The organism is Demequina sp. NBRC 110054, from assembly GCF_002090115.1.
Classification (GTDB): domain Bacteria; phylum Actinomycetota; class Actinomycetes; order Actinomycetales; family Demequinaceae; genus Demequina.
Window position 1 is genome coordinate 678,382 of record NZ_BBRK01000004.1, and the last position, 23,139, is coordinate 701,520.

Sequence of the window (23,139 nt, forward strand, 5' to 3'; positions counted from 1 at the left end):
CACGCCGGACATCCGACATGATGAGGGCATGTCGGCCGCTGCTCGCCCCGAGAGGAACCGTCGTCCCTGGACCGTGACGGTTCTCACCGTGCTGGTCGGCCTGAGCGCGATGCTGGATCTCCTGCTCGGCGTCGCGGTGGCCGTCGCTCTCACCGAGGGCAGCGATGCGATCGACCTCGCGACCACGATCGCGCTGCTCGGCGTGGGGCTCGGGATGCTCGGCGTCGCGATCGCGTTCTGGCGCGGGTCCAACGGCGCGCGGGTGATCCTCACGGTGCTGCTCGCGATCCGGCTGGTCACGGCGCTCCACGAGGCCACGACGGGCGGGGAGGTCGGCACCGCCACGCTGTCCGGCGTCGGCTCGGTCGCGATGCTCGCGCTGTCGTGGGCTCCCGCATCGTCCCGCTGGTTCCAGAGCGACCGCGAGCGCGAGCTGGCGCGGGCGCTCGGCTCCGAGCGGCGGACCGTCCGCCGCCGCATCCTGCGCGGGATCGAGCTCGCGGTCAGCGTCCTGGTGGTCTCGTGGACCATCACGCTCACGCCGGGCGTCACGTCCGACTCGTGGATCGCGACGATCGCTGCGGCACTGCTGATCGCGGTCGTGTCGTGGGCGCTGCAGCCCGCGTGGCTGTCGATCGCGAGCCGCTTCGGCTGGGCGGGCGCGCTCGCCGCGGCGCTGTTCGGCAATGCGTCGATGGTCGGGCTCGCACTGTTCATCGCCCCTGGCGTGGACGTCTCGGGCCCGGGCTGGGCGCTGCTCGCGTCCTGGGTCTTCTCCTTCCTCATGACCGCGGTGTCGTGGCTCTTCACCGCGAGCTCCTACGACTACCTGCTCGTGCACGCGACCCGCATGAGCCTCAAGGGCGTCTCGCCAGCGGACGACGGCCAGGAGGGCGTGCTCTTCATCCAGCTGGACGGTGTCTCCGCCCCGCTGCTCGAGCAGGAGATCCGCGCGGGCAACCTCCCCACGATCTCCCGCTGGATACGCGGCGGCACCCACACCTGGACCGAATGGACCACGGGGATCCCGTCCACGACCCCGGCAAGCCAGTCGGGCATCCTGCACGGCACGAACGAGGGGATCCCCACCTTCCGCTGGTGGGATCGCGAGCTCGGACGGCTCCTCACGGCCAACAAGCCGGACGACGCGGGACTCATCGAGGAACGCATGAGCGACGGTCGGGGTCTTCTCGCGGACGACGGGGTCTCGCTGTCCAACCTGTTCTCGGGTGACGCTCCTCGCTCGTACCTCACCATGAGCGGGCTGCGGGCGGGCGACCGCGACCTCGGTGCCTCGCACTCGTATGCGGCCTTCTTCACGCACCCCGCGGGGCTCGCCCGAGCACTCCCCCGCACGGTCGGCGAGATGGCCAAGGAGGTGTGGCAGGGCCGTCGCCAGGTGTGGCGCGACATCGAGCCGCGCGTCCCACGCACCGCCGAGTACGTCGCGCTGCGCGGCATCACGAATGCACTGCTGCGCGACCTCAACGTCGCGCTCGCAATCGAGTCGATGATGGCCGGCGCCAAGTCGATCTACATGGACTTCGTCGACTACGACGAGATCGCGCACCACGCCGGCGTGACCCGCCCAGAGTCGCTCGCCTCGCTGTACGGCCTCGACCAGGTGCTCCACACCTTCGAGCGATTCGTGGGACTGGGCATCGCTCCCCGCGACTACCGCATCGTCCTCGTGTCCGACCACGGCCAGAGCCAGGGGCCCACGTTCGCGCAGCGGTACGGCTGCTCGCTCGAGGACCTGGTCCGCGAGCACACGGGCGGCCGCGCCGTCGCCGTGCCCAGTCACGATGCGGAGGACGGCGGCCCCGCGCGCCTCCTGGCCCATCAGCTCGCGCAGCAGGAGTCCCTCTCCGGTCGGGTGGCGAAGGCGGCGCTCAAGCGCCGCGACGCCGGTCCCTTGGACGATGCGCCGGTCGCCTCCGGTGAGGGCCCCGCGCTCGCGGTGGTCGGGTCGGGCAACCTGGGCGGCGTGTGGTTCACGGGCTCTTCGGAGCGCCTCACGCTCGCCGACCTGGAGTCGCAGCATCCCGGGTTGATCGAGGCGCTCGCGACGCATCCTGGCGTGGGCTTCCTCGTGGTCCAGGCGGGCACCGGTCCTGTGGCGATCGGAGCGACGGGACTGCACCGGCTCGCCTCGGGCGAGGTCGAGGGGGACGACCCGCTCGCGGGATTCGGTCCCGACGCGCGCGCGGACCTGCTGCGCGCAGCGACGTTCGCCACGGCCCCCGATATCTACCTGAACTCAGCCCACGATCCGACGCTCGACGAGGTGTACGCCTTCGAGGGCCTGGTGGGCTGCCACGGAGGGCTCGGCGGATGGCAGACCCGCGCGATGCTGCTCTACCCCTCGAACTGGGAGATCGACGCCGACCTCACCGACGACCGAGGCCTGCTGCACGGCGCGGAGACGCTCCACCGGCAGCTCGTGCGGTGGCTCGAGGACCTTGGGCATCGGCGGGGGCTGCCGGCGCGCGCCGCCGGGCCAGGGAATGCGGCGGGCCTCTAGGGCACGATGCCCCGCTAGGTCTCGATGCTCGGCGCGGCCACAGGCGCAACCGCCCGCACGAAGGACGAGTTCATGAGCCTGCCGTCGATCTCCCGCCCGACCATGTCCTCGAAGCCCGCCTCAGAGACCAGTCGCTCGAGCGTCGTCTGCGAGATGTCGTGCTGCCCCTTGCGCCAGGTCTTGAGCCCCTCGGGTCGGCGCAGGGTCCGCCCCACGCTCTCGAGCACGCGCGCGAACGACAGCCCGGTCACGGTCGCATCGGCGATCACCACCGCACCGCCCGGGCGAACGAGGCGACGCATTTCCCTCAGCACGCCCTCGGGGTCCGGCACGATGTGCAGCAGGTTCACCGCGACGACGCCGTCCGCGAACCCGTCGGGCAGGCCGGTCGCGTAGGCGTCCGACTGGCGGATCTCGACGTGCTCGAGGTGCGCGAGCTCGGCGCGCGCCTTCTCGACCATCGCGGCCGACGCGTCGAGCGCGAGCACGCGCTCGCACCTGCGCGCGATCCCTCGGGTGTAGATCCCGGTGCCACAGCCGAGCTCGACCACCAGGCCGGGCGGGACCGCGTCGGCGACGGCTGCGGACACCGCTCCGACAAGGTCGGCTCCGGCCATGTAGCTGTGCCACTCGTCGTAGTGATCGGCGAGCGGGTCCCATACGTCCTTCGGCATCTCAGCGCTCCGTTCACGCCGGCCGTCGGACAGCGCGAATGCTGCTCGACTCCGTCTACCTTCGACCCTACGCCCGTTCCGATGCGGGGATGTCATCGCTGCTCCGGGCAGACCATGGGCCCGGACGATGCGTCAGGCAGGACTGCCGGACGTGTCGCCGGGGGCCTCGGCAGAGTCGGCCTCGGCCGACTCCTCGGGCGCGCCCGCCGATCGGCCGATACGGCGGGAGCCGCTCCATGCGACGACGGCAACCCCGACGACGAGCAGCACGTCGCCCACCGAGAACGTGTTGGCGAGAGGCAGCGGCTCGGGCCAAGCGAACACGTCGCCGAGCCACGGCAGCACCGGGTCGTCGAGCACACCCGAGTTCACAGCGCCGTCGGCGGGGACGAGGCCGGCCGCTTCCTGCGCCGCCGCGCTCGCGGGCAGCACTCCCCCGTTGAGCGCGATGGTGACGCCGTTGGACAGCGCGCCGAGAGCGACGATCACGGCGCCTCGCAGGGCCCGGTTCATCCACAGGAACACGATCGCAGCCGCGTAGGTGAGGATGTGCAGCACTGGAGCGATGGACTCGGCGAAGCCGAAGGAGAACAGCGCGATCTGCAGGACCAGCGAGCCCCAGACCAGCCACGCGCCGCGCCAGCGGTGCAGGACCACCTCCGCGGGCCACCTGCCGGCCACGAGCGGGGACGCCACAGCCAGGATCGAGAAGACGAGAACGACCACGTCAGCCTTCGCGGGAGGTCCAGGTCGAGCGCTCGGACTCGCGCGCGAGGTGCCGCGCGATCTCGTGCGGGGGAAGCGGTCGGCCCAGGTGGTGTCCTTGACCGATGACGTCGCCCATCTCGCGCAGGAGCTCAGCGGTCCGCTCGTCCTCGATGCCCTCGGCCACCACGCGGAGCCCCAGGTCCAGCGCGAGCTCGACGGTGTAGGCGACGATCGCATGGTCGTGACGGTCGGAGTGGATGTTGCCGACGAACGAGCGGTCGACCTTGAGCTCGTCGACCTCGAGGGTCTTGAGGTAGTTGAGCGAGGCGTTGCCCGTGCCGTAGTCGTCGATCGCGACCTCGACGCCGATCGCGCGGATCGCGCTGATCACGACGTCGGCGCGCACGGCGTCGGAGAGGATCCCGGTCTCGGTGATCTCGAGCACAAGCGCCGAGGCGGGAAGGCCGTGCTTGTCGAGGGCGTTGTGGATCTGCTGCGGAAGCGACAGGTCCGACAGGTGCCGCGCGGACAGGTTGACGGAGATCCTCAGGTCGGGCCGCATCTTGCGCCACTGGGCGATCTGCGCGAGCGCGGTGTCGAGCACGAAGGCCGTGATCGGGAAGATCAGGCCGGAGTTCTCGGCGAGCGGGATGAACTTGTCGGGTCCGACCTTGGCGCGGGCGGGGTGGTCCCAGCGCACGAGCGCCTCGACGGCGACGGTCCTGCCCGTCCGGAGATTGACCTGGGGCTGGTAGACGAGCCGGAGCTGGTTCTGATCGAGCGCGGTGCGCAGCTCCGCCAGGAGCTGAAGGGTCTCGACCGAGTTCACGTCGTAGCGGTAGTCGAAGACGCTGATGCCGTCGCGCTCGCGCTTCGCGCGGTACAAGGCGATGTCGGCGTGCTTCATGAGCAGCTCGGAGGTCAGCCCGTGCTCGGGCGCGACCGCGATGCCGGCGCTCGCGCGCACGAGGATCTCGAGCCCCTCGACCAGGACCGGCTCGTCGAGGGAGGCGAGCAGCCCGTTGGCCGCGCGCTGCGCGGCACGCAGATCGCCCTCGACGACGATCGCGAACTCGTCGCCGCCGAGCCGGTGCACCTGGGACTCGGGCGCCGCGTCGACCAGTCGGCTCGCGACCTCCTGCAGGATCGTGTCGCCGACGTTGTGCCCGAGAGTGTCGTTGACGTCCTTGAAGTGGTCCAGGTCGATGAGCACGAGTCCCGGGCCGGGATTCTCCTGCTCACGCGAAGCCCTGAGGGTCTGTCTGACAAGGCTTTCCATGGCACCGCGGTTGCCCAAGCCCGTGAGGACGTCGTGGGTCGCGGCATGCGCATGCTTCGCAGAAGCGGCGGCGAACAGGTGTGCCGCCACGACCGGCGCGGCGACAAGGGTGAGCGCGAGCACGCCATCGTCCGCGACAAGGGCCGCGATTCCGCCAAGGGGAAGAAGCACGGCGTTCGTCGTCATGATGTTCTGCGCATCCGCGCGCATGACCGCGCTGAGCGGCTGATGGAGCGCGATCGACATGACCATGCCCACGAGAAGCCAATTGACGGTGACCATGGCGATGCCTGCGCCGAGCAGAGGCACGATCTGCTCCGTGCCGATGAACTCCGGAACGCCGAACAACGGGACGTCTGCAAGCGCACCGTAGACGATGCTCGCGACTGTCACGCTGATCGCGTACTGCGCCGAATTGAAGACCGCCTTCTTGAAGTCGCGGCGGTTGACCACATCGTCGGTCATGCTCGCCGCGACCTGCGCGAGCACCGCAAGGCTCCCGCCCCCCACCGCGATCAGAGCAACGACGAACGGGGTCGACATCGACAGTGTCTGCGCCTCACCGCTCGCCACAGGGGTATGGATCGGCTTGACCTCGCCGAAGATTGCCGCGGCGAAGAGCAGGACCGTGGGCCACAGGATGGCCTCGTCCACGCCGATCGTCCACGGGACATGCGAGAGCGCGAAAACTAGAGCGGCAAGCCCGGCGGCCCCCACCACCGCCAGGTAGACGCCAAGCAGCGAGGGTGACGGCGAAGCTGAGATTTCGCCGTCACCCTCTCTGCGTGAAGAGATCAGGCCCACTTGAGACCGGCGCCGGCAATGACGGCGACGGCGACAAGGGTGGTGGTGCTCGCTGCCACGCGCGCCACCGTGCTGTTCTGGAGGATGCTCCACTTGTTCATCGAACTCTCCTTTGTCTGGAGTCGACGACAAGACCCCCGGAATCCCGGCGTGAGGGTCACGCCCTTGCTCCGAAGCTCCGGAGCAGTTGCCATCGACCCCGGTTGGTGCGGTCACCGGACTGCGACCGCGCTCACATACTCGCGCATTCCCGTCACTGAGACCAGCACAAGAGGGGACAAATTTACCTGGAGGTCACACAAAGTGGCACATCCCACACGAGAAGTGGCCAATCACACACGATTCAGGCGCACGCGGCGTCGCGAAAGCCTGCCGTGCCGACGTACGAGACGGTTGAAAGATCGCCGCTCTCGTATCCCAGCTCGACGCACCAGTCGGTGCGCGAGGTGCCCGTGAGCTCAAGCGTCCGCTCACCGTCGAGCAGCGCCTCGAGCTCGGTGTCGCCGACGGTGTACGAGCCGTCCGCGACCGCGACCTCGGGAAGCGTCGCGTCGGACTCGAGCGCGACGGCGACCGCGTTGCCGACAGCGGTCACATCCGCCTGCGCGTGCGCATCCGCGCTCGCTCGATCCAGCTCGGGGCCGAGCGTGGTCGTGTAGGCGACGACGGCGCCGACGGTCACGAGAAGCCCCAGGTAGCCGAGGATCGTGCCGGCGATCGCGAGGGTCCGTGACTGAGCCGGGCGGCGCTTCGCACGGCGCAGCGCGAGGTGCCCGAGCACGATCGCCACGGGGGACAGCAACAGGATCCCGGTGACGACCGCGCCTAGTCCCAGGCCGTCGACGCTCGAGCGCTCGCCCGAGCCCGGCCCCTCACCCGGGGTCGGGACCTCAGCGGACTGGGCCTCCTCCGGGCGCGGCTCAGCCTCGGCGAGCGGCCATCCGCTCGTGGGCTGCTCGCCGCTCGTCGACTTCCCGGTCTCCATCGGTCCTCCCGCGCCTTGAATGCCCTCAGGCTAGTGCCCTGCGCGCGCCAAGGACCGGGGGTCCGCGGCGTGTCTGCGAGGGGTGGGCGGAGGCGCACCGTAGCGTGTTCGCAGGTCGCCTTTCGGGACGGCCGACGCAAGGCGAAGGCCCCCCGAAATTGGCGTTCGGGGGGCCTTGCCATGGCGTCGAGTTCTCGACGGCCCGGACTCGCCGGACAGCCGACGGCCGTGATTGACGATGCGGCTTCACCCCCCTTTCCCGAGGGTGACCTCTCAGCCGATGCCAGGGGGTCCGCGTCTCCCTACGCCGTCACCCGCAGTACTCGGCAGACCTGCACGTCCGCAGGCCCTTCCTCATGGTGGCGACACGTTGTCCCAAGGCATCCGATCCAGGGCCCACCCGCCGATCCCGCGTGCTGTGCGTCCGTCCCGGCCGCGCAGCATCCTCCGGCCATCGCGATGCGCCGCGGCGCCCCGGGAGAACCGGTGACCCGACCATCGCGCACGATTCCTCGCACCGCGCCGACCAGGTCTCGGCGGACCCGCAGAAGCGGATCCCTGACCGGGAAGGAGCCGGGTCGGCGCCGGACGAAACCGACTGCCGTGGCCCCCTCGCCGACCAGATCGAGCGGGTGGAACCCCTTCTCGATGGGATCAGTCGTACTCCGGTCCGAGGACCCACGCAAGGTGAATCGTGCGTCGTTTTTCATCCACCGCGATCCCACAGAGTTATCCACACGTGGGTGTGGGAGTTCGCCGTCTGTTCACAGTCCTGTGGAGGAAATCTGTGGATGACGCTCTCGGCATCACGCGTCTCTGTCGGACCTCGCGATCCTCTCCAGCATCGCGTTGTACGCCTTGAGCTCTGCGTCGTCCGTGCGCTCCTCCTGACGGTCGCGCCGGCGCCCCTCCTTGACGTCCGACCGTCGCCAGGCGACCGCGACGCCGATCGCGAGCGCGAGCACGGGGAGCTCGCCGATCCCCCACGCGATCTCGCCGCCCCACTGCTGGTCCGTGATCGCGTCGGGGCCCCACGTGCGGCCCATGAGCCCGAACCACTCAGGCACGAGCAGCACCTCGGACGTCGCGATGGCGACCCCGAAGAAGGCGTGGAACGCCATGGTCGCGAACAGCAGCACAAGCCTCATCGGATAGCCGGGACGCTTGGGGCCGGGATCGATCCCGACCAGGGCGTTCGCGAAGAAGTAGCCCGCGAGCGTGAAGTGGAGCACCATCCACAGGTGACCCACGTGGTTGGACAGGGCGAACTCGAACAGCGGTGAGTAGTAGAAGACGACGAGCGATCCCGCGAAGTTGACGGCCGCGACGACCGGGTTCGCGAAGAAGCCCACCCACCGCGACTCGACGATCGCGCGGATCCACTCGCGCGGCCCGCGCGAGCCGTCCGAGCGGGAGGGCAGAGCGCGCAGCGCGAGCGTCACGGGGGCCGCGAGCGTCAGCGGGATCGGTGCCACCATGACGAGCAGCATGTGCTGGACCATGTGGCCCGAGAACGTGACCATGCCGTAGATCGCGGGACCGCTCTGGGTGATCCACAGCATCGTGATGATCCCCACGATCCACGCGGCGTCGCGATACCAGGGCCACGCGTCGCCGCGGCGACGCAACCGCATCGTCCACCTGAGATAGACGAAGCCCATGGCCACGAGCACCGCCGCAGACAGCACCTCGAGCCTCCAGGTGCCGAACCAGGTCGCGAAGGACGGCGCGGGCGGGAGCTCGTAGCCGGTCAGGAGGAACGCGGGGGTGGGATCCGAGACGACGACGCTCGGCACGGGCGGCGCTGAGGCGGCCAGGACGGCCGCGAGCCCGGTGACGACGAGCAGCGCGGCGGCGTCGACGATCATCACCCGCGCGAACAGACGACGGGTCCGGGCCTCCTTGAGGCGGGGCAGCGTCGTCCTGCGGTGCCACGCGGCGAGCCCCATGGCGACCCCCATGACGGCGAGCTTCGCGAGCAGCACCCGGCCGTAGGTCGTCGTCACGAGGTCGCCGACGCCGGTCATCCGCAGCGCCGCGTTCACGACTCCGGACAGGACCACCGCCGCGGCGGCCCACGCGGCGATCCGCGACATGCGCCGAGCGACGTCGGCAGCCTCGGGCCCGAGCACGGGACCCAGCCACGCGACCGCGATGACCACGCCGAGCCACAGAGAGGCACCCACGAGGTGCAGCGCGAGCGCGGACACAGCCAGGTGATGGTCGGTCGCGCCGGCCGCGTGCCCGGTGACCGCCTGCCAACCGATCCCCCAGGCCACCGGCGCCATCGCCCACGCCGCATGCGTGGGGATGCGCACGATCGCCGCAGCCATCGAGGCGAGCACCGCCGCGATCGCCATCTGCAGATACGCCTGACCCAGATCGATGCGGGTGATGAACTGGCCGAGCGTGGCGCCGTAGGCCTCATCGGTGAGAGGCACGAGCGTGATCACTGACGCCTGCACGAGCAGGTAGCCCACCGCAAGCACAGCCCACGCGATCGAGGCGTAGCGAGCGAGCGCCGCGGCGCGCTCCATCGCCTTCGACCCAGGGACCGCGACAGCCATGACGACGACGAGCGACCCGACGGTGACCGACAGAGCGACATCTCGAGATGCCGCGAGCACGGTCACGAGAGAGTCTGGGGGCATGGAGAAAGGGTACGCGCGGGCGAGACGCGCACATCCCAGCAATTCGCTATTTTCCTACTAACCAGGTAGACAGGAACCATGACCTCACACACCGATGAGTACGCCGCGCTCGCGGCGAGCATCGCCAAGCGCGCAGGCCAGGTCCTCCTGGACGTGCGCGCCAAGGCCGTCGCCGACGGCATCACCGGTCGCGACCTGAAGGACCTCGGCGACGCGAAGGCCCAGGAGGCCATCGCCGGCTGGCTCGCCGAGGAGGCCCCAGGCGACGCGGTGCTGAGCGAGGAGGCCAAGGACTCGGCCGCCCGCCTCGACGCCGACCGCGTCTGGATCATCGACCCGCTCGACGGCACCCGCGAGTACTCCGAGGGACGCGACGACTGGGCGGTCCACGTCGCGGTGTGGGAGAAGGGCGACCTCATCGCAGGCGCCGTCGCGATCCCGGGAGAGGACCTTGTCCTCGACTCGGCCACGATCGCCCCCGCCGCCGAGGGCAGCGAGGAGCGCCTGCGCCTCGCCGTGAGCCGCTCGCGTCCGCCGGCCATCACCGAGCCGGTCCGCGAGGCTCTCGACGCCGAGCTGCTGCCCATGGGCTCCGCGGGCGTCAAGATCGCCGCGGTGATCCGCGGACAGGTCGACGCCTACGTCCACGCGGGCGGTCAGTACGAATGGGACTCCGCGGCGCCGATCGCGGTCGCACGCGCCGCCGGACTCCACACCAGCAGGGTGGATGGCACCCCGCTCGCGTACAATCGACCCGATCCTTACCTACCGGATCTCGTGGTGTGCCGTCCGGCACTCGCCACCCAGATCCTCGAGACCATCGCCACAGCATCTTCGTCTGGAGACGATTCGTGACCAATCCCACCTACCACCTCAGTGAGCTGGACGCTCTTGAGGCGGAGGCGATCCACATCACGCGCGAGGTCGTCGCGCAGATGGAGCGCCCCGCTCTCCTGTTCTCTGGAGGCAAGGACTCGATCGTGCTGCTGCACATCGCGATCCGTGCCTTCGCTCCTGGCCCGGTGCCCTTCCCCGTCGTGCACATCGACACGGGACACAACTTCCCCGAGGTGATCGAGTTCCGCGACCGCATGGTCGAGGAGTACGGCCTCCAGCTCGTGGTGGGCTCCGTGCAGGAGGCCATCGACAAGGGCACGGTCCGCGAGGAGCCCAACGGCTCGCGCAACCGCATCCAGACCCCGGTGCTGCTCGACACGATCGAGAAGAACCGTTTCGACGCGTGCATGGGCGGCGCCCGCCGCGACGAGGAGAAGGCCCGCGCCAAGGAGCGCGTCTTCTCCTTCCGCGACGAGTTCGGGCAGTGGGACCCCCGCAACCAGCGTCCCGAGCTGTGGGCGCTGTACAACGGCAAGGTCCACGCCGGCGAGTCGATCCGCGTCTTCCCGCTGTCCAACTGGACCGAGCTGGACATCTGGAGCTACATCGAGTCGCGCGGCGTCGACGTGCCCTCGATCTACTTCGCGCATGAGCGCGAGGTCTTCGACCGCAATGGCATGTGGATGGCGGCGAACGAGTTCGCCGTACCGCGTGAGGGCGACGAGGTCGTCACCAAGATGGTGCGCTACCGCACCGTCGGCGACGCGACGCTGACCGCCGCGGTCGAGTCGGACGCCGACACCCTTGAAAAGATCATCGAGGAGACCGCGGCCACGCGACTCACCGAGCGAGGCGCGACGCGCGGCGACGACCGCGTGTCCGAGGCGGCCATGGAAGACCGCAAGAAGGAGGGCTACTTCTAATGGATCTGCTCCGTTTCGCCACCGCCGGATCGGTCGACGACGGCAAGTCCACCCTCATCGGACGCCTGCTGTTCGACTCCAAGTCGATCTTCGAGGACCAGCTCGACGCGGTCGAGTCCGCCTCGCAGGCCCGCGGCAACGAGTACACCGACCTCGCTCTCCTGACCGACGGCCTGCGCGCCGAGCGCGAGCAGGGCATCACGATCGACGTCGCGTACCGCTACTTCGCCACCCCGAAGCGCAAGTTCATCATCGCTGACACCCCCGGCCACGCCCAGTACACCCGCAACATGGTGACCGGCGCCTCGACCGCGGACCTCGCGATCATCCTGGTCGACGCCCGCAAGGGCCTGACCGAGCAGTCGCGTCGCCACGCGACCATCGCGACGCTGCTGCGCGTGCCGCACCTGGTGCTCGCGGTCAACAAGATGGACCTGGTCGACTACTCCGAAGAGGTGTTCAACAACATCTACAAGGAGTTCTCGGACTTCGCGTCGAAGCTCGACGTGTCCGACCTGACCGCGATCCCGATCTCCGCGCTCGCGGGTGACAACGTGGTCGAGCGCTCGGACAAGACCCCGTGGTACCAGGGCACGTCCCTGCTGCACCACCTGGAGCACGTCCACATCGCGTCGGACCGCAACCTCCAGGACGTGCGCTTCCCCGTCCAGTACGTGATCCGCCCGCAGCACTCCAAGGCGCGCGACTACCGCGGCTTCGCGGGCACCGTCGCGTCGGGCGTGATCAAGGTCGGCGACGACATCCTCGCGCTGCCCTCGGGCCTGACGTCGAAGGTCAAGGCCATCGACGGGCCCAACGGCGAGGTCGACGCCGCGTACCCGCCGATGTCGGTCTCGATCCGCCTCGAGGACGAGCTCGACATCTCGCGCGGCGACGTGCTGTGCCGTCCGCAGAACCACGCGACTCCCACGCAGGACCTCGACCTCACGGTGTGCTGGATGGATGACCACCCGCTCACGGTGGGCCAGAAGATCGGCCTGCTGCACACCACCCGGTCGGCGCGTGCGATCGTCAAGGAGATCTCCTACGAGCTCGACGTCAACACGCTCCACCGCGAGCAGGGCGTCCACCAGCTCGGCCTCAACAGCATCGGCCGCGTCAAGCTGCGCGTCACGACTCCGCTGATGGTCGACGACTACGACGACAACCGCACGACCGGCGCGATGATCCTGATCGACGAGGCCACCAACGGCACCGTCGGCGCGGGAGTCGTACGGACGGCGGGCTGAGCGTGCGCGCCGGTCACACGGCGCGCCTCCTCACCTCTCCCCAGGGAGGACGCCGCTGATGGAGATGTTCTTCGCGGCCCTCGTGGTCGGCGTGGTCGTCGGACTCACCGGCATGGGCGGCGGGGCCCTGATGACCCCGATGCTCGTGCTGGGGTTCGGCGTCCCGCCGCTCACCGCCGTCTCGAGCGACATCGTCGCCTCCACCGTGATGAAGCCGGTCGGCTCGATCGTCCACATCCGCCGCGGCACCGTGAACTGGCAGCTCGTGAAGCTGCTGGTGATCGGCTCCGTGCCGTCCGCCTTCCTGGGCGTGCTGCTCGTGCAGATGTTCGGCGAGGACGAGCAGATCCAGCACTTCATCAAGCAGGCGCTCGGCGTCGCGCTGATCCTTGCCGCGGCGGGGCTCGGCGTGCGCGCCTACATGCGTCTGCGTGAGCGGGCCCAGGCGCGCGACGGCTCGGCAGAGCCGCTCCCCACGGAGCGTCCCGATCCCGAGCCGCGGGTGCTCGCGACGATCCTCGTCGGCGTCTTCGGCGGCCTCATCGTCGGACTGACCTCGGTGGGCTCCGGCTCGCTGATGATCATCGCGATGATGGCGCTGTACCCGACGCTGCGCGCGTCGCAGCTGGTCGGCACCGACCTGGTTCAGGCCGTACCGCTGGTCTTCGCGGCCGCCGCGGGACACCTGCTGTTCGGTGACGTGGACTGGGCCGTGGCTCTGCCGGTGATCGCCGGCTCCGTGCCGGGTGCCTTCATCGGCGCGCAGATCTCCTCGCGCGTCGGCGGTGCACCCGTGCGCCGCGCGCTGGCCTTCGTGCTGCTGTTCTCCGGCCTCGCGATGCTCGGCCTCGGCACCTACGCGTCCGTGGCCATCGTCGTCGCGGCCGCAGCGCTCACGCCCGTCGTGTGGATCCTGCTGCGCCGCCAGCAGGGCTTCACGCCGTACTGGTGGCACGAGCGACTCGTCGACCATGAGGCGGCGGCCGACAAGGCCGCTCAGGAACGGCGAGCGAAGGCCAAGGAGCTCGACGAGCTCGACAGGGAGGACTCGTGACCGAGCACCGGCTCACCGAACTCGAGCACCACGACCTCGAGCTCATGGTCGCCGGCGTCGCGCCGCTTCACTTCTCCCTCCCCGGGGACGATGCGACCGCGCCGACGCTGCATCTTCCCGAGGACCCCGGAGCCGAGGTCACGCTCCTCGACCGCGAGGCGACCCCGGTCGCCCGCGTGACCGTCGACGCGGCGAACCACGACTCCCGAGGGTGGTGGACGGCCGGCGCCGTCGAGCTCATGCGTCCGCTGCATGCCTTCGCCTTCGCCCACCTCCGTCCCGGCGACGGCAGCGCCCTGGACGAGCCGGCCACGCTGTACGCCGGCGACGTCACCCCCCTGCCCGCGCCCGACCGCGCCGTGATCGTCATCGACTCCGGTGACGCCCGTGCGCTCGCCAGGGCCGTCTCCGCCGCGGAGCAGGCTGGCCACACCGTGCGGGTGCTGCCCGAGCCCTCGGCTCCGCATCTCACCGGCGACGGACGCCTGAGTCTGCTCGCCGGGCTCGCGCGCGAGGCCTTCGGGATCGACGACCTCGAGGTGGTCGACTCGGAGCGCTCCGTCGGCGACGGCAAGGTCATCCTGCTCACCGGCCTGTCCGGCTCGGGCAAGTCCACGATCGCCAAGGAGCTCGCCGAGCGCCTCCGCGTCCGCTCGGAGCAGCACGTGACGCTGCTCGACGGCGACGAGGTCCGCGCGATGCTCTCCAAGGGCCTCGGCTTCAACCGCGAGGACCGCCTGCTCAACGTCCAGCGCATCGGCTGGGTCTGCGCCCTCGTCGCCGAGCACGGCGGCATCGCGATCGCCGCCCCGATCGCTCCCTACGCCGAGATGCGCACCGAGATGCGCGAGCGCGTCGAGAAGGTCGGACAGTTCATCCTGATCCACGTCGCGACGCCGCTCGAGGTCTGCGAGGCCCGCGATCGCAAGGGCCTCTACGCGAAGGCACGCGCGGGCGAGATCAAGGAGTTCACGGGCATCTCAGACCCGTACGACGAGCCCACCGACGCCGACCTCGTCCTCACGCACGACCTCTCCCCCGCCCAGGCCGCTGACGCGATCATCGCCGTCCTCACCCGCTGACCGGTGCCTTCCGCGCCGCGAATCGGACATGGCCCTCGCAACTAGAATCGCCCCATGACCGGCTACGACGACCTCCTCCTGGAACAGGGCACCACGCTGCTCCACATCGGAGCGCCCAAGACGGGAAGCACTGCCCTCCAGCATGCGGCCGCCGCCTTGCGCAGCGAGCTCCTCGACCGCGGCGTCCTGTACCCCGGGAACGAGCTCAACCACCAGAAGGGCACGAGCCACCTCATCGGTCGCCGCGCCGAGGCGTGGCAGGGCGAGCTCGCGAAGCCCGAATGGTGGGACGAGCTCGATGCCGAGCTGCGCGCCTCGGACGCCTCGCGCAAGCTCGTGAGCTTCGAGGTCGTGGCGCAGGCAGACCTCGACGGCGTGGAGCGGGTGCGCGAGGCCATGGAGGGCCCCGTGCACGTGGTGATGGTGCTGCGCAACTTCGGCCAGCTCCTTCCCTCGATGTGGCAGCAGAAGCTCAAGGCTGGCTTCCGCAAGCCGCTCGATCGCTGGCTCGGTGAGGCCCTTGAGGACGAGACGGCCCCGCACATCTACGGGTCGGACGCGTTCCACAGGAGGGACGGCCTCTCCCTCCCCGAGCGCTGGGCGAAGATCTTCGGCGCGGAGAACGTCACCGCCGTGATGCTCCAGAAGAGCCGTCCCGAGCAGCTGTTCGGCTCGTTCGAGGGAATGCTCGGGCTGCCCCACGGCATCCTCGACTCGGCGCCCCTCACCGGCTACAGCGCGAACCGGGGGATGTCCGCGCTCGAGGCGTCGTTCGCTCTGCACTTCAACCAGACCAGCCACGCTGCGGGCGTCACGCGCAGGGAGCACCGACACCACATCTGGATGGGCGCCTACGACCGCATGCTCGCGCAGCGCACCCCGGGTCCCGAGGAGGGTCGCGTCGGCCTTCCCTCGTGGGCCGTAGACAAGTGCGCGGCCGCCGGTGAGTTCCTCGCCTCCGAGATCGAGCGCAGTGGCATCCGTGTGGTCGGCGACCTCACCGAGCTCACCGCGCCGGTCAAGCCGATGCCGGAGGGGTCCCTGGTCCTTCCCGACGCGCTTCCCACGGACCTCACGCAAGAGCTCATGCTGGGCGCGGTCTCGGCCGGACTGGGTCGCGGACCCGACTTCGGCTCGCCCAGGGTGCTGCCGACGTGGCCGACCCCCGCGACTCCGGCCCCCTCCGCAGCGCCGACGGCGCCGACGACGGACGTAGCGAAGCAGGGCGATACGCCTGCGGGGCGCCCGCTCGCCAAGGTGCCGGCAGCGCAGCTCCGTGATGAGCTGCTGCGCCGCGTGCGCACAAGGCTGCTCGGGCGAGGCTAGCGGCAGACCTACGCCGGAGGCTCGTTCCGGACGCGATCGAGCGCTCTCGAGGTGACGGCGGCGGCAAGGTCCAGATACGGACGCGGATCCGCGATGATCTCCTCCTCGAGAGCGAGATCGGTCCCGATATCGACGGCGTCGGCAAGGTCTCCCACCACCTCGACGTCGAGGCCGTGCAGGCTCTCCGTGAGATCCCCGTCGATGCGATCGAGGATCGCGGTGAGCTCCTCCGGCAGACGCATGTCCGCGACCAGCCGGCGGGCGGCCCGCGCCGGGACCAGCGAGTCGAGACCGTCGTAGACGGCAGAGGACTCGAAGTCGGAGTCTCCGCGCGTGCGGCGCCAGGCGTTCGCACGGCGCACCGACTCGATGAGCACCGGATGCGGGGCGGCCGCCGCGGGCGCGAGCTGCGCCGCTCGGGCCCCGCGCCTGAGCATCCCGATGACTCCCTGTCCACGCCGTCCACGGCCCACGAGCGTGGCCGGTTCGAGCAGGACGGTGACCGGTCGCGGCGCGAACGCCGCGGTCCACGCCTCGAGCATGTCCGCCTCGCGGCCGAACGCGTGCCCGTAGGCCCCATCCTTCGCGACCGCCTCCACGAGGACCTCGTCCGCGAACTGCGACCAGGTGGCCGCGCCGCCGCGCAGCACGCGGGAGCACCATAGCCGGAACAGACGCGTGCGGGCGCTGTCGATCATGAGGGCGGCTCGCTCGACGCCTGGCTCCTCGTCGAGACGGGCGGTGATCCCGGCCGCGTCGAGCCGCCAGAGATCGCGTGCGAAGACGAAGCGCGGCGGCGCCGCGCCGAACCGTCGGCCGAGCACGCCTCGCGGCGGGACCTCCGTCGACTCCATGAGCGCTTCCCCGAGCTCGCGTCCATAGGTTCCCGGCTGCGCGACGATCATGACGACGGGCGTCTCCGGCGCGTCGTCCTCCTCGCCGGGACCGCCGGACCGCTGCTCGCCGGCGAATGCCGCATCCGACTCGTCCTCAGACTCGACGGCAAAGGCGTCGAACGGATGCGCAGCCGCGCGCGCGACGCAGCCACCGACCGCCGCGACGGCCGTGGCGACGGGTACGGTGCGCAGCTGCGGGGACTCATAGGGCGCCACCTTCGAGGGGGCCTTCGACAACGCGTCGAGGTCGCCGACCACGGCGATGCCCGCCGCGCGCACCGCTCCCGCGAGGCGCTCGCCTGCGCGGCAGGCGGCTTCGACATGGCTCTCGGGGAACTGCAGGCGGTCCTGCCAGCCGGGAGTGTCGGCCATGCCGTGGACGAAGCCTGACTTGACGACGTTCTGAAGCCGGTAGGGATCGACGTCGGGCCCGGAGAAGCGCTCACCGAGCATGCGGGTGAACTCCGCGGCCTGACGGCTGAGGCTCTCGTTGAGGCTGCCCGGATCCTCGAGCGTGCCGGGCTCGAGGCCCAGGAACGCATCGAAGAACTCGTAGACCAGCGTCGGACGCGCGCGATCCACGACGACGACCGTCATGTTCTCCGCGCCGACCAGGCTCACCCACCGGGTGATGAGGTCGAAGCCGTCGTCCATGCGGTACTCGCGGATGGGGCTGAAGTCGAGCGAGTCACCGTGGCCGAGCACCTCGTCGAGCCACCGGTCGATCGAGCGGCCGGTGCCGTGCTTGACCTCCTGCTGCCAACGCGACAGGAGCAGGTCAGGGAATGCCCGCAGCGTCAGCACGACGTGGATCGGGGAGGGCAGCGCCGCGATCAGGCGGGCCGCCTCGTCATGCTGCAGCGTCGACGCGTACTCGGAGCTCACGACCACGGTGCGCCCCTGGGCGTGCTCGAGCTCACCGAGGAGCTCGTGTGCCTCCTCGACACGCTCGGGAATCTGTCCGGGCGAGATGAGCGCGCGGAAGACATCGTTGTGGTCCGCGCGTATGCCCGGGTAGATCACGCCTCGGTCCTCAAGGGCAGGCTTCGCGCGGCTGAGGGCCTGCTGGACGCTCGTCGTACCAGTCTTCAGGGGACCGATGTGGAGGACCGTGGTGCCCGAGGGTACCGGGGTCATGGCCATCGTCTCCCCTTTCCGTGAATCGACGATTCGCTGGCGAGCAGTGCGTCACCCACCACGCGCTCCGCGCGTCGACCACGCGAGCACGAGGAACAGGCACCAAGAGTACGCGGTCGATCGCTGACCTCCGCACGACCCTCGGCACGGCGCCGCACAGGACCCACCCTCCGCCGAGACGCGAGGTGGCGGGCTCCGCCGACACCCCGACGCCGGGCACGCCTGTCCGTCACTCGTGCGAAGGCGGCCTGTCGTCCACGCGCGGCTCGCCTTGGTCCGGCAGGCAGGCCTCGATGATCCTGCGAGACATCGCGACGACCGGCTCGAGCGCCACCTCGGCTCCGAGCGCCGTCGGTCCGGCCAAGTCTCCACGCAGCACTGCAGGATCGCCGTCGAGACGCGCGCCGACGGCGTCGACCGCCTCGAGCAGCTCGCTGTCCCACCTCGCGCACGCTTCGGCCGCGGCGGCTGACAGGGGCGCGGGGAGAGCGTCCTCCGTCGGCGCGCCCGCTCCGCCCATGAGCGCGATGGCGGCGGAGGCCACGCGTGCGGACGCGACGTCATCCTTCTCGACGGCCTTGATCGCATGCTGCGCGGCGAGCGCCACGAGCGGCGGCACATCGTCCTCGGCGGCCGCAGCGACCTTCACCACCACTCCGGACGGCTCCACGAGCGCGCCCCAGCGGCGCACCGTCGCGGCGGCGTCTCCGAGACCCGCGCCGCCGGAGGCGACGACGCGATCGGCGAAAGCCTCCCAGGACTCCGTCGAGCCTCCGGAGACCTCGGCGCACCACAGCCTGTAGAGGCGCGTCGCGGCGGGAGCCGCGACGATCTCCATCCTGGCCACGGCGCCCAGCTTCTTGCGGATCCTGGCCGCGCGAGCGTCATCGAACCCCTCGAGCGAGGAATGGCCGAGGGTGCCGATCAGGGCGCCCAGGCCGAGGCCGCGGAGACCTCGACGATGGCCCTCGGGGTCCACCAGACGGGCGCCACGACGGGGCTGTCCCGGGCGGGCACCCGTGAGCCCTCCGACAAGCGCCGCGGAGCGGGGTCCGAGGACCTCGATCTCGAGCGCGGCGCCGGGTTCTCCCGTGACGACCCCGTCGGACTCGTCGGACGGCCCATCGAACGGCTTGCGGTACGAGCGCGCGAGCGTCTCCGCGAGACCCGCGGCTGCGCGTGACGTCGCGACCGACGTCGCCGGCTCGCTGTCGTGCGCCTTCACGCCCCGGGGCTCGCGCGCGAGGTCGTCGACGGAGCCCATGACCGTGACTCCCGCCTCCACGAGCGCGGCGCCGATCGCGCGCCCCGCCTCGCGCGCGGGCTCGACCAGCGCGGCAGGCAGCATCGGCTTGGTGCCCGGCTCAGGGTTGCGGATCAGCCCGCGGGAGAAGCCCTCGCGAACCAGGAGCTGGACCCGATAGCCGCTCGCGCGGTCCGTCCGCAGATCGCTCGAGCCCTCGCCCACGCGATAGACGATGTCGAGGTCCTCCTGCGTCATGCTGAGGTTGCGGTCCCCCGTCGCGGCCAGCGAGCCGTCGGGAAGGTCGAGATACTGCTCGAAGGAGCGGAAGACCGCGCCGCGGTCCTTCGGGTCGAGGATCACGGCCGTGACGTTGTCGGCTCCGGCGACCTCGCACCAGCGGCTGACCATCGTGTGGCCGTCCGCGGTGCTGTACTCCATGATCGGGCGGAAGTCGAGCTTCTCGGGATGCTTGAGCGCCTTCCCGAGCCAGTCCTCAGCCCGGTTCGGCAGCCCGCTCTTGACCGCCTGCTGCCATCGCGAGATGAGCAGATCGGGGAGGTTGCGCCATGTCATGAGCACGCGGACGGGCTGCGGAAGCTGCTCCACCAGAGCCCTCGCGAGCTCGATATCCAGGGTCGAGGCGTACTCGCAGCTGACGAGGACCGTCTTCCCGGCGGCGGACGCTGCCGCGGACTCGGCGAGGAAGCGTTCCGCGGTCGGCTGCGCGTCAGGCACGACGTGCGGACGCGTGAGGTAGCGCGCGATCTTGTTGTGATCGACCACCCCGCCCGGGTACACCAGTCCGTGCTCGCCGAGCAGCTCGCGGCTCGACGCCAGCGACTGCTGGATCGTGCTGGTCGCGGTCTTCAGCGGGCCCATGTGGAGGATGGTCCCCCCGTGCTGCGTGGAGGTCATGACGCCTTTCCTACGCGGTGCCGCCGAAGCGCGGGACGATGCGCTCGCTCACCATCGTGAGCGCGGAGGCGATCGCCATGTGCATATCGAGGTACTGGTAGGTGCCGAGACGGCCACCGAACCACACGTCCTTCTCGCCCGCCATGAGCTCGCGGTACGTGGCGAGCCGCTCGCGGTCCTCGGAGGTGTTGACCGGGTAGTACGGCTCGTCGTCGCCCTCGGCGAAGCGCGAGAACTCGCGCATGATGACGGTCTTGCCCGCCGGGTAGTCGCGCTCGGGGTGGAAGTGCTTGAACTCGTGGATGCGGGTGTACGGGAACTCCGCGTCCGGGTAGTTCATCACCGTCGTGCCCTGGAAGTCGTCGAGGTCCAGGTTCTCGCGCTCGAAGTCGAGCGTGCGCCACGACAGGTGGCCGGCCGAGTAGTCGAAGTAGCGGTCGACCGCGCCCGTGTAGACGATCGGGATCGAGCCCACGGCGGCCTTCGAGGCCTCCTGCGTCGTGTCGAAGAAGTCGGTCTCGAGCCGCACCTCGATGTTCGGGTGGTCGGCCATCCGCTCGAGCCACGCGGTGTAGCCGTCGACCGGCAGGCCCTCGTAGGTGTCGTTGAAGTAGCGGTTGTTGTACGTGTAGCGCACGGGCAGGCGCGAGATGATGCCAGGAGGCAGCTCGGTGAGCGGCGTCTGCCACTGCTTCGCCGTGTAGTCGCGGATGAAGGCCTCGTACAGCGGGCGACCGATCAGGGAGATCGCCTTCTCCTCGAGGTTCTCCGGCTCCTTGTCGCCGAGCTCGGCGGCATCGCTCGCGACGCGCTCGCGCGCCTCGCCAGGCGTCATCGCACTGCGGAAGAACTGGTTGATGGTCCCGAGGTTGATCGGCATCGGGAAGACCTCGCCGGCGTGCGTCGTGTAGACGCGGTGCTGGTAGTCCGTGAAGGAGGTGAACCTGTTGACGTACTCCCACACACGCTCGTTCGACGTGTGGAACAGGTGAGCGCCGTAGCGGTGGATCTCGATCCCGGTCTCGGGGTCGGCCTCGCTGTAGGCGTTGCCTCCCAGGTGATCCCTGCGGTCGATCATGAGCACGCGCAGGCCGAGCTCCTCGGCGGCGCGCTCCGCGACGGTGAGGCCGAACAGGCCGGTCCCGACGACAAGCAGATCTGCATCCATGGTGGCTCCTAGCCCTTCAGTCGACGCTTGGCGGCACGCGCGGCACGAGCCGCGAACCTGCGGCCCTTCGCGAAGTCGCGCCGGACGGTCCGGCGCACGCCGGCGAAGGAGCCCTTGCGGAGATCCACGATCTCCTCCTCCTTCTCGGCGACCTTGCGCGCGAGCTCGTCGGCCTCGTCGGTCATCGTGTAAATGCGAGTGGAGTCGTCGTCGGGCCGCTCGCGCAGGTCGAACGCCCGTCCCGAGCTGAGGCTCCACCAGTGGAGGTCCCAGATGCTGGCGATCGCCTTGTCCATCTCGGAGGGGTCGTCCACGTAGTGGGCGGCCCGGGCCGCTGCGGGCCCGAAGGTCACCGTGATCGGCGCCTCGACGCCGTGGCCGTCGACGGTGAAGTAGTGGCGCCCGATCGACGGCTGGTGGATCCGACCCATCATCGTCCGGACGGCGCGAGAGTCGAGCCCGACGGTGATGGGCACGTCCATGCGATACGGCGACGGGAAGAACGGCTGCTCCTCCTCGAGCATGCGGACCCGACCCTCGGCGCGGTACCACTCCTGGACCAGGTAGAGCTCGTTGTTCGGGTCCTTGAGCACGCTCCGGCGCGGGTTGGTCAGCTCGGACCAGGGACCGATGAGGTCGACCTGGAGGTCGGTCTCGGTCTGCGCGAGAAGCCGGTCGACGCACGCGCGCGCGTAGATCGCGGTGTCGTAGTCCACGTGGACGACCGCGCGGATGTAGGGCACATCCCACTGGCGGTTCGTCGCAGTGCGGCGACCGCGCGGGATCGGCATGCGGTTGGCGAAGTACGGCTTGTTCTGGTGGGCGACGGCCTTGCCGTGGCTCGTCACGGTCGCGCGCCCCAGGTGCCAAGCGTAGCCCTCGTGCACGGGGATGAACACCGCGCCCCCCTGCCACGCCTGGTACGCGATCTCGGTGTCCTCGCCTGCGCGCAGGCGGCCGTCGGTGCGGTTGGTGCGGTCGTACACGAGCCGGGTGACCGACGCGGTCGCACCCATGTGGGTCGAGTAGTTGTGGCCGGCCGAGTCGTTCAGGTCGTCGGTCTGGTCGTAGATGTCGAGCGACCAGTGGCGGTGGAGGCCCTCGCGCGAGAACAGCTCGCGCACGCTGTCGTCCTTGACCGCCTCGAAGACCTGCTCGGGGGTGAGGTCCCACTCCTCGATGAAGCCCTTGTCGCCGATCGTCGCGGCCTCGGGGATGAAGTGCGCCCACTTCGCGTGGCTCCGGATGTTGTCGGAGAACAGCACCATGTCGGAGTCGACCCAGTAGATGATGTCGCCCGTCGACTCGTCGATGGCCTTCATGGTGCCGTTGGCGCGGCCCCAGCCGTCGCCCTCGGCGATGCGCATCACGCGGGTGTTCTTGTGGACGTGCTCACCGAGCTCGACGGGCGGCTCGCTGCCGTCGTCGATGACGATGACCTCGACGAGGTCCTCGGGGTAGTCCTGCGCCGCGAGCGACGCGAGAGTGAGGTCGAGCGTGGGGCTGTTGAACGCGGGGACGATGACGGACACCGACATGGTCGGCTCCCAGTCGGCCGGCACGGTGCCGTCGAAGGTGTCCCGCCAGCGGTTCTTGTAGACGATGCCGTCGAAACGCGGATCGCTGCTTGATCGTGTAGTCGTCACTGCTCTTCTCAGTCTTCGGGGGAAAGGTCCTTGG

At 70.0% G+C, this 23,139-nt stretch carries 16 protein-coding genes; 7 read left to right on the forward strand and 9 right to left on the reverse strand.

Annotation, left to right across the window (positions count from 1 at the left end):
• The first annotated feature begins 28 nt into the window (after positions 1–28).
• Positions 29–2,524, forward strand: coding sequence for a phage holin family protein (locus tag B7K23_RS03140; RefSeq protein ID WP_159451291.1), 2,496 nt, complete (start codon positions 29–31; stop codon positions 2,522–2,524).
• Between the two features lie 14 nt (positions 2,525–2,538).
• Here B7K23_RS03140 and B7K23_RS03145 read toward each other — a convergent pair whose 3' ends face one another.
• The 5 genes from B7K23_RS03145 to B7K23_RS03165 all read right to left on the reverse strand — a co-directional run bounded on the left by B7K23_RS03145 (position 2,539) and on the right by B7K23_RS03165 (position 9,625).
• On the reverse strand, positions 2,539–3,198 hold the full coding sequence (locus tag B7K23_RS03145) for a class I SAM-dependent methyltransferase (RefSeq protein WP_159451292.1): 660 nt from the start codon (positions 3,196–3,198) through the stop codon (positions 2,539–2,541).
• Between the two features lie 132 nt (positions 3,199–3,330).
• Positions 3,331–3,924, reverse strand: a complete 594-nt coding sequence (locus B7K23_RS03150) for a DUF5317 family protein (protein ID WP_084124955.1) — start codon at positions 3,922–3,924, stop codon at positions 3,331–3,333.
• Between the two features lies 1 nt (position 3,925).
• Entirely contained in the window at positions 3,926–5,839 is a 1,914-nt protein-coding gene (locus B7K23_RS03155) for a bifunctional diguanylate cyclase/phosphodiesterase (protein WP_084124956.1), read from the reverse strand.
• A 493-nt stretch (positions 5,840–6,332) separates the two neighbouring features.
• On the reverse strand, positions 6,333–6,974 hold the full coding sequence (locus B7K23_RS03160) for a DUF4190 domain-containing protein (RefSeq protein WP_084124957.1): 642 nt from the start codon (positions 6,972–6,974) through the stop codon (positions 6,333–6,335).
• Between the two features lie 806 nt (positions 6,975–7,780).
• Positions 7,781–9,625: a cytochrome c oxidase assembly protein gene (locus tag B7K23_RS03165; RefSeq protein ID WP_084124958.1), complete on the reverse strand. Its 1,845-nt coding sequence runs from the start codon at positions 9,623–9,625 to the stop codon at positions 7,781–7,783.
• A gap of 78 nt (positions 9,626–9,703) precedes the next feature.
• Between B7K23_RS03165 and B7K23_RS03170 the strand changes: the two genes are divergently transcribed.
• Genes B7K23_RS03170 through B7K23_RS03195 form a run of 6 tightly spaced genes read left to right on the forward strand, consistent with a single transcriptional unit; the run spans position 9,704 to position 16,097 of the window.
• Positions 9,704–10,480, forward strand: a complete 777-nt coding sequence (locus tag B7K23_RS03170) for a 3'(2'),5'-bisphosphate nucleotidase CysQ (protein ID WP_084124959.1) — start codon at positions 9,704–9,706, stop codon at positions 10,478–10,480.
• Positions 10,477–11,385, forward strand: a complete 909-nt coding sequence (gene cysD / locus B7K23_RS03175; protein WP_084124960.1) for a sulfate adenylyltransferase subunit CysD — start codon at positions 10,477–10,479, stop codon at positions 11,383–11,385. The genes B7K23_RS03170 and cysD overlap by 4 nt, the downstream gene beginning before the upstream one ends.
• Positions 11,385–12,635, forward strand: coding sequence for a sulfate adenylyltransferase subunit CysN (gene cysN / locus B7K23_RS03180; RefSeq protein ID WP_084124961.1), 1,251 nt, complete (start codon positions 11,385–11,387; stop codon positions 12,633–12,635). Before cysD ends, cysN begins: the two co-directional genes overlap by 1 nt.
• Positions 12,636–12,693: 58 nt before the next feature.
• The gene (locus tag B7K23_RS03185) at positions 12,694–13,689 is read left to right on the forward strand and encodes a sulfite exporter TauE/SafE family protein (RefSeq protein WP_234996399.1); all 996 of its coding nucleotides are present in this window, start codon (positions 12,694–12,696) and stop codon (positions 13,687–13,689) included.
• The gene (gene cysC / locus B7K23_RS03190) at positions 13,686–14,771 is read left to right on the forward strand and encodes an adenylyl-sulfate kinase (protein WP_234996400.1); all 1,086 of its coding nucleotides are present in this window, start codon (positions 13,686–13,688) and stop codon (positions 14,769–14,771) included. The genes B7K23_RS03185 and cysC overlap by 4 nt, the downstream gene beginning before the upstream one ends.
• Positions 14,772–14,825: 54 nt before the next feature.
• Positions 14,826–16,097, forward strand: a complete 1,272-nt coding sequence (locus B7K23_RS03195; protein ID WP_084124962.1) for a hypothetical protein — start codon at positions 14,826–14,828, stop codon at positions 16,095–16,097.
• Between the two features lie 8 nt (positions 16,098–16,105).
• Here the strand turns inward: B7K23_RS03195 and B7K23_RS03200 are convergent, their stop codons facing one another.
• From B7K23_RS03200 to B7K23_RS03215, 4 genes are all read right to left on the reverse strand, one after another.
• Positions 16,106–18,136, reverse strand: a complete 2,031-nt coding sequence (locus B7K23_RS03200; protein ID WP_084124963.1) for a hypothetical protein — start codon at positions 18,134–18,136, stop codon at positions 16,106–16,108.
• Between the two features lie 223 nt (positions 18,137–18,359).
• Positions 18,360–20,291, reverse strand: coding sequence for a hypothetical protein (locus tag B7K23_RS03205; protein WP_084124964.1), 1,932 nt, complete (start codon positions 20,289–20,291; stop codon positions 18,360–18,362).
• Between the two features lie 10 nt (positions 20,292–20,301).
• Positions 20,302–21,459, reverse strand: coding sequence for a UDP-galactopyranose mutase (gene glf, locus B7K23_RS03210; RefSeq protein ID WP_084124965.1), 1,158 nt, complete (start codon positions 21,457–21,459; stop codon positions 20,302–20,304).
• A gap of 8 nt (positions 21,460–21,467) precedes the next feature.
• Positions 21,468–23,105 carry a glycosyltransferase family 2 protein gene (locus tag B7K23_RS03215; protein ID WP_084124966.1) on the reverse strand — a complete coding sequence of 546 codons (1,638 nt, stop codon included), beginning with the start codon at positions 23,103–23,105 and terminating at the stop codon, positions 21,468–21,470.
• Positions 23,106–23,139: the final 34 nt, after the last annotated feature.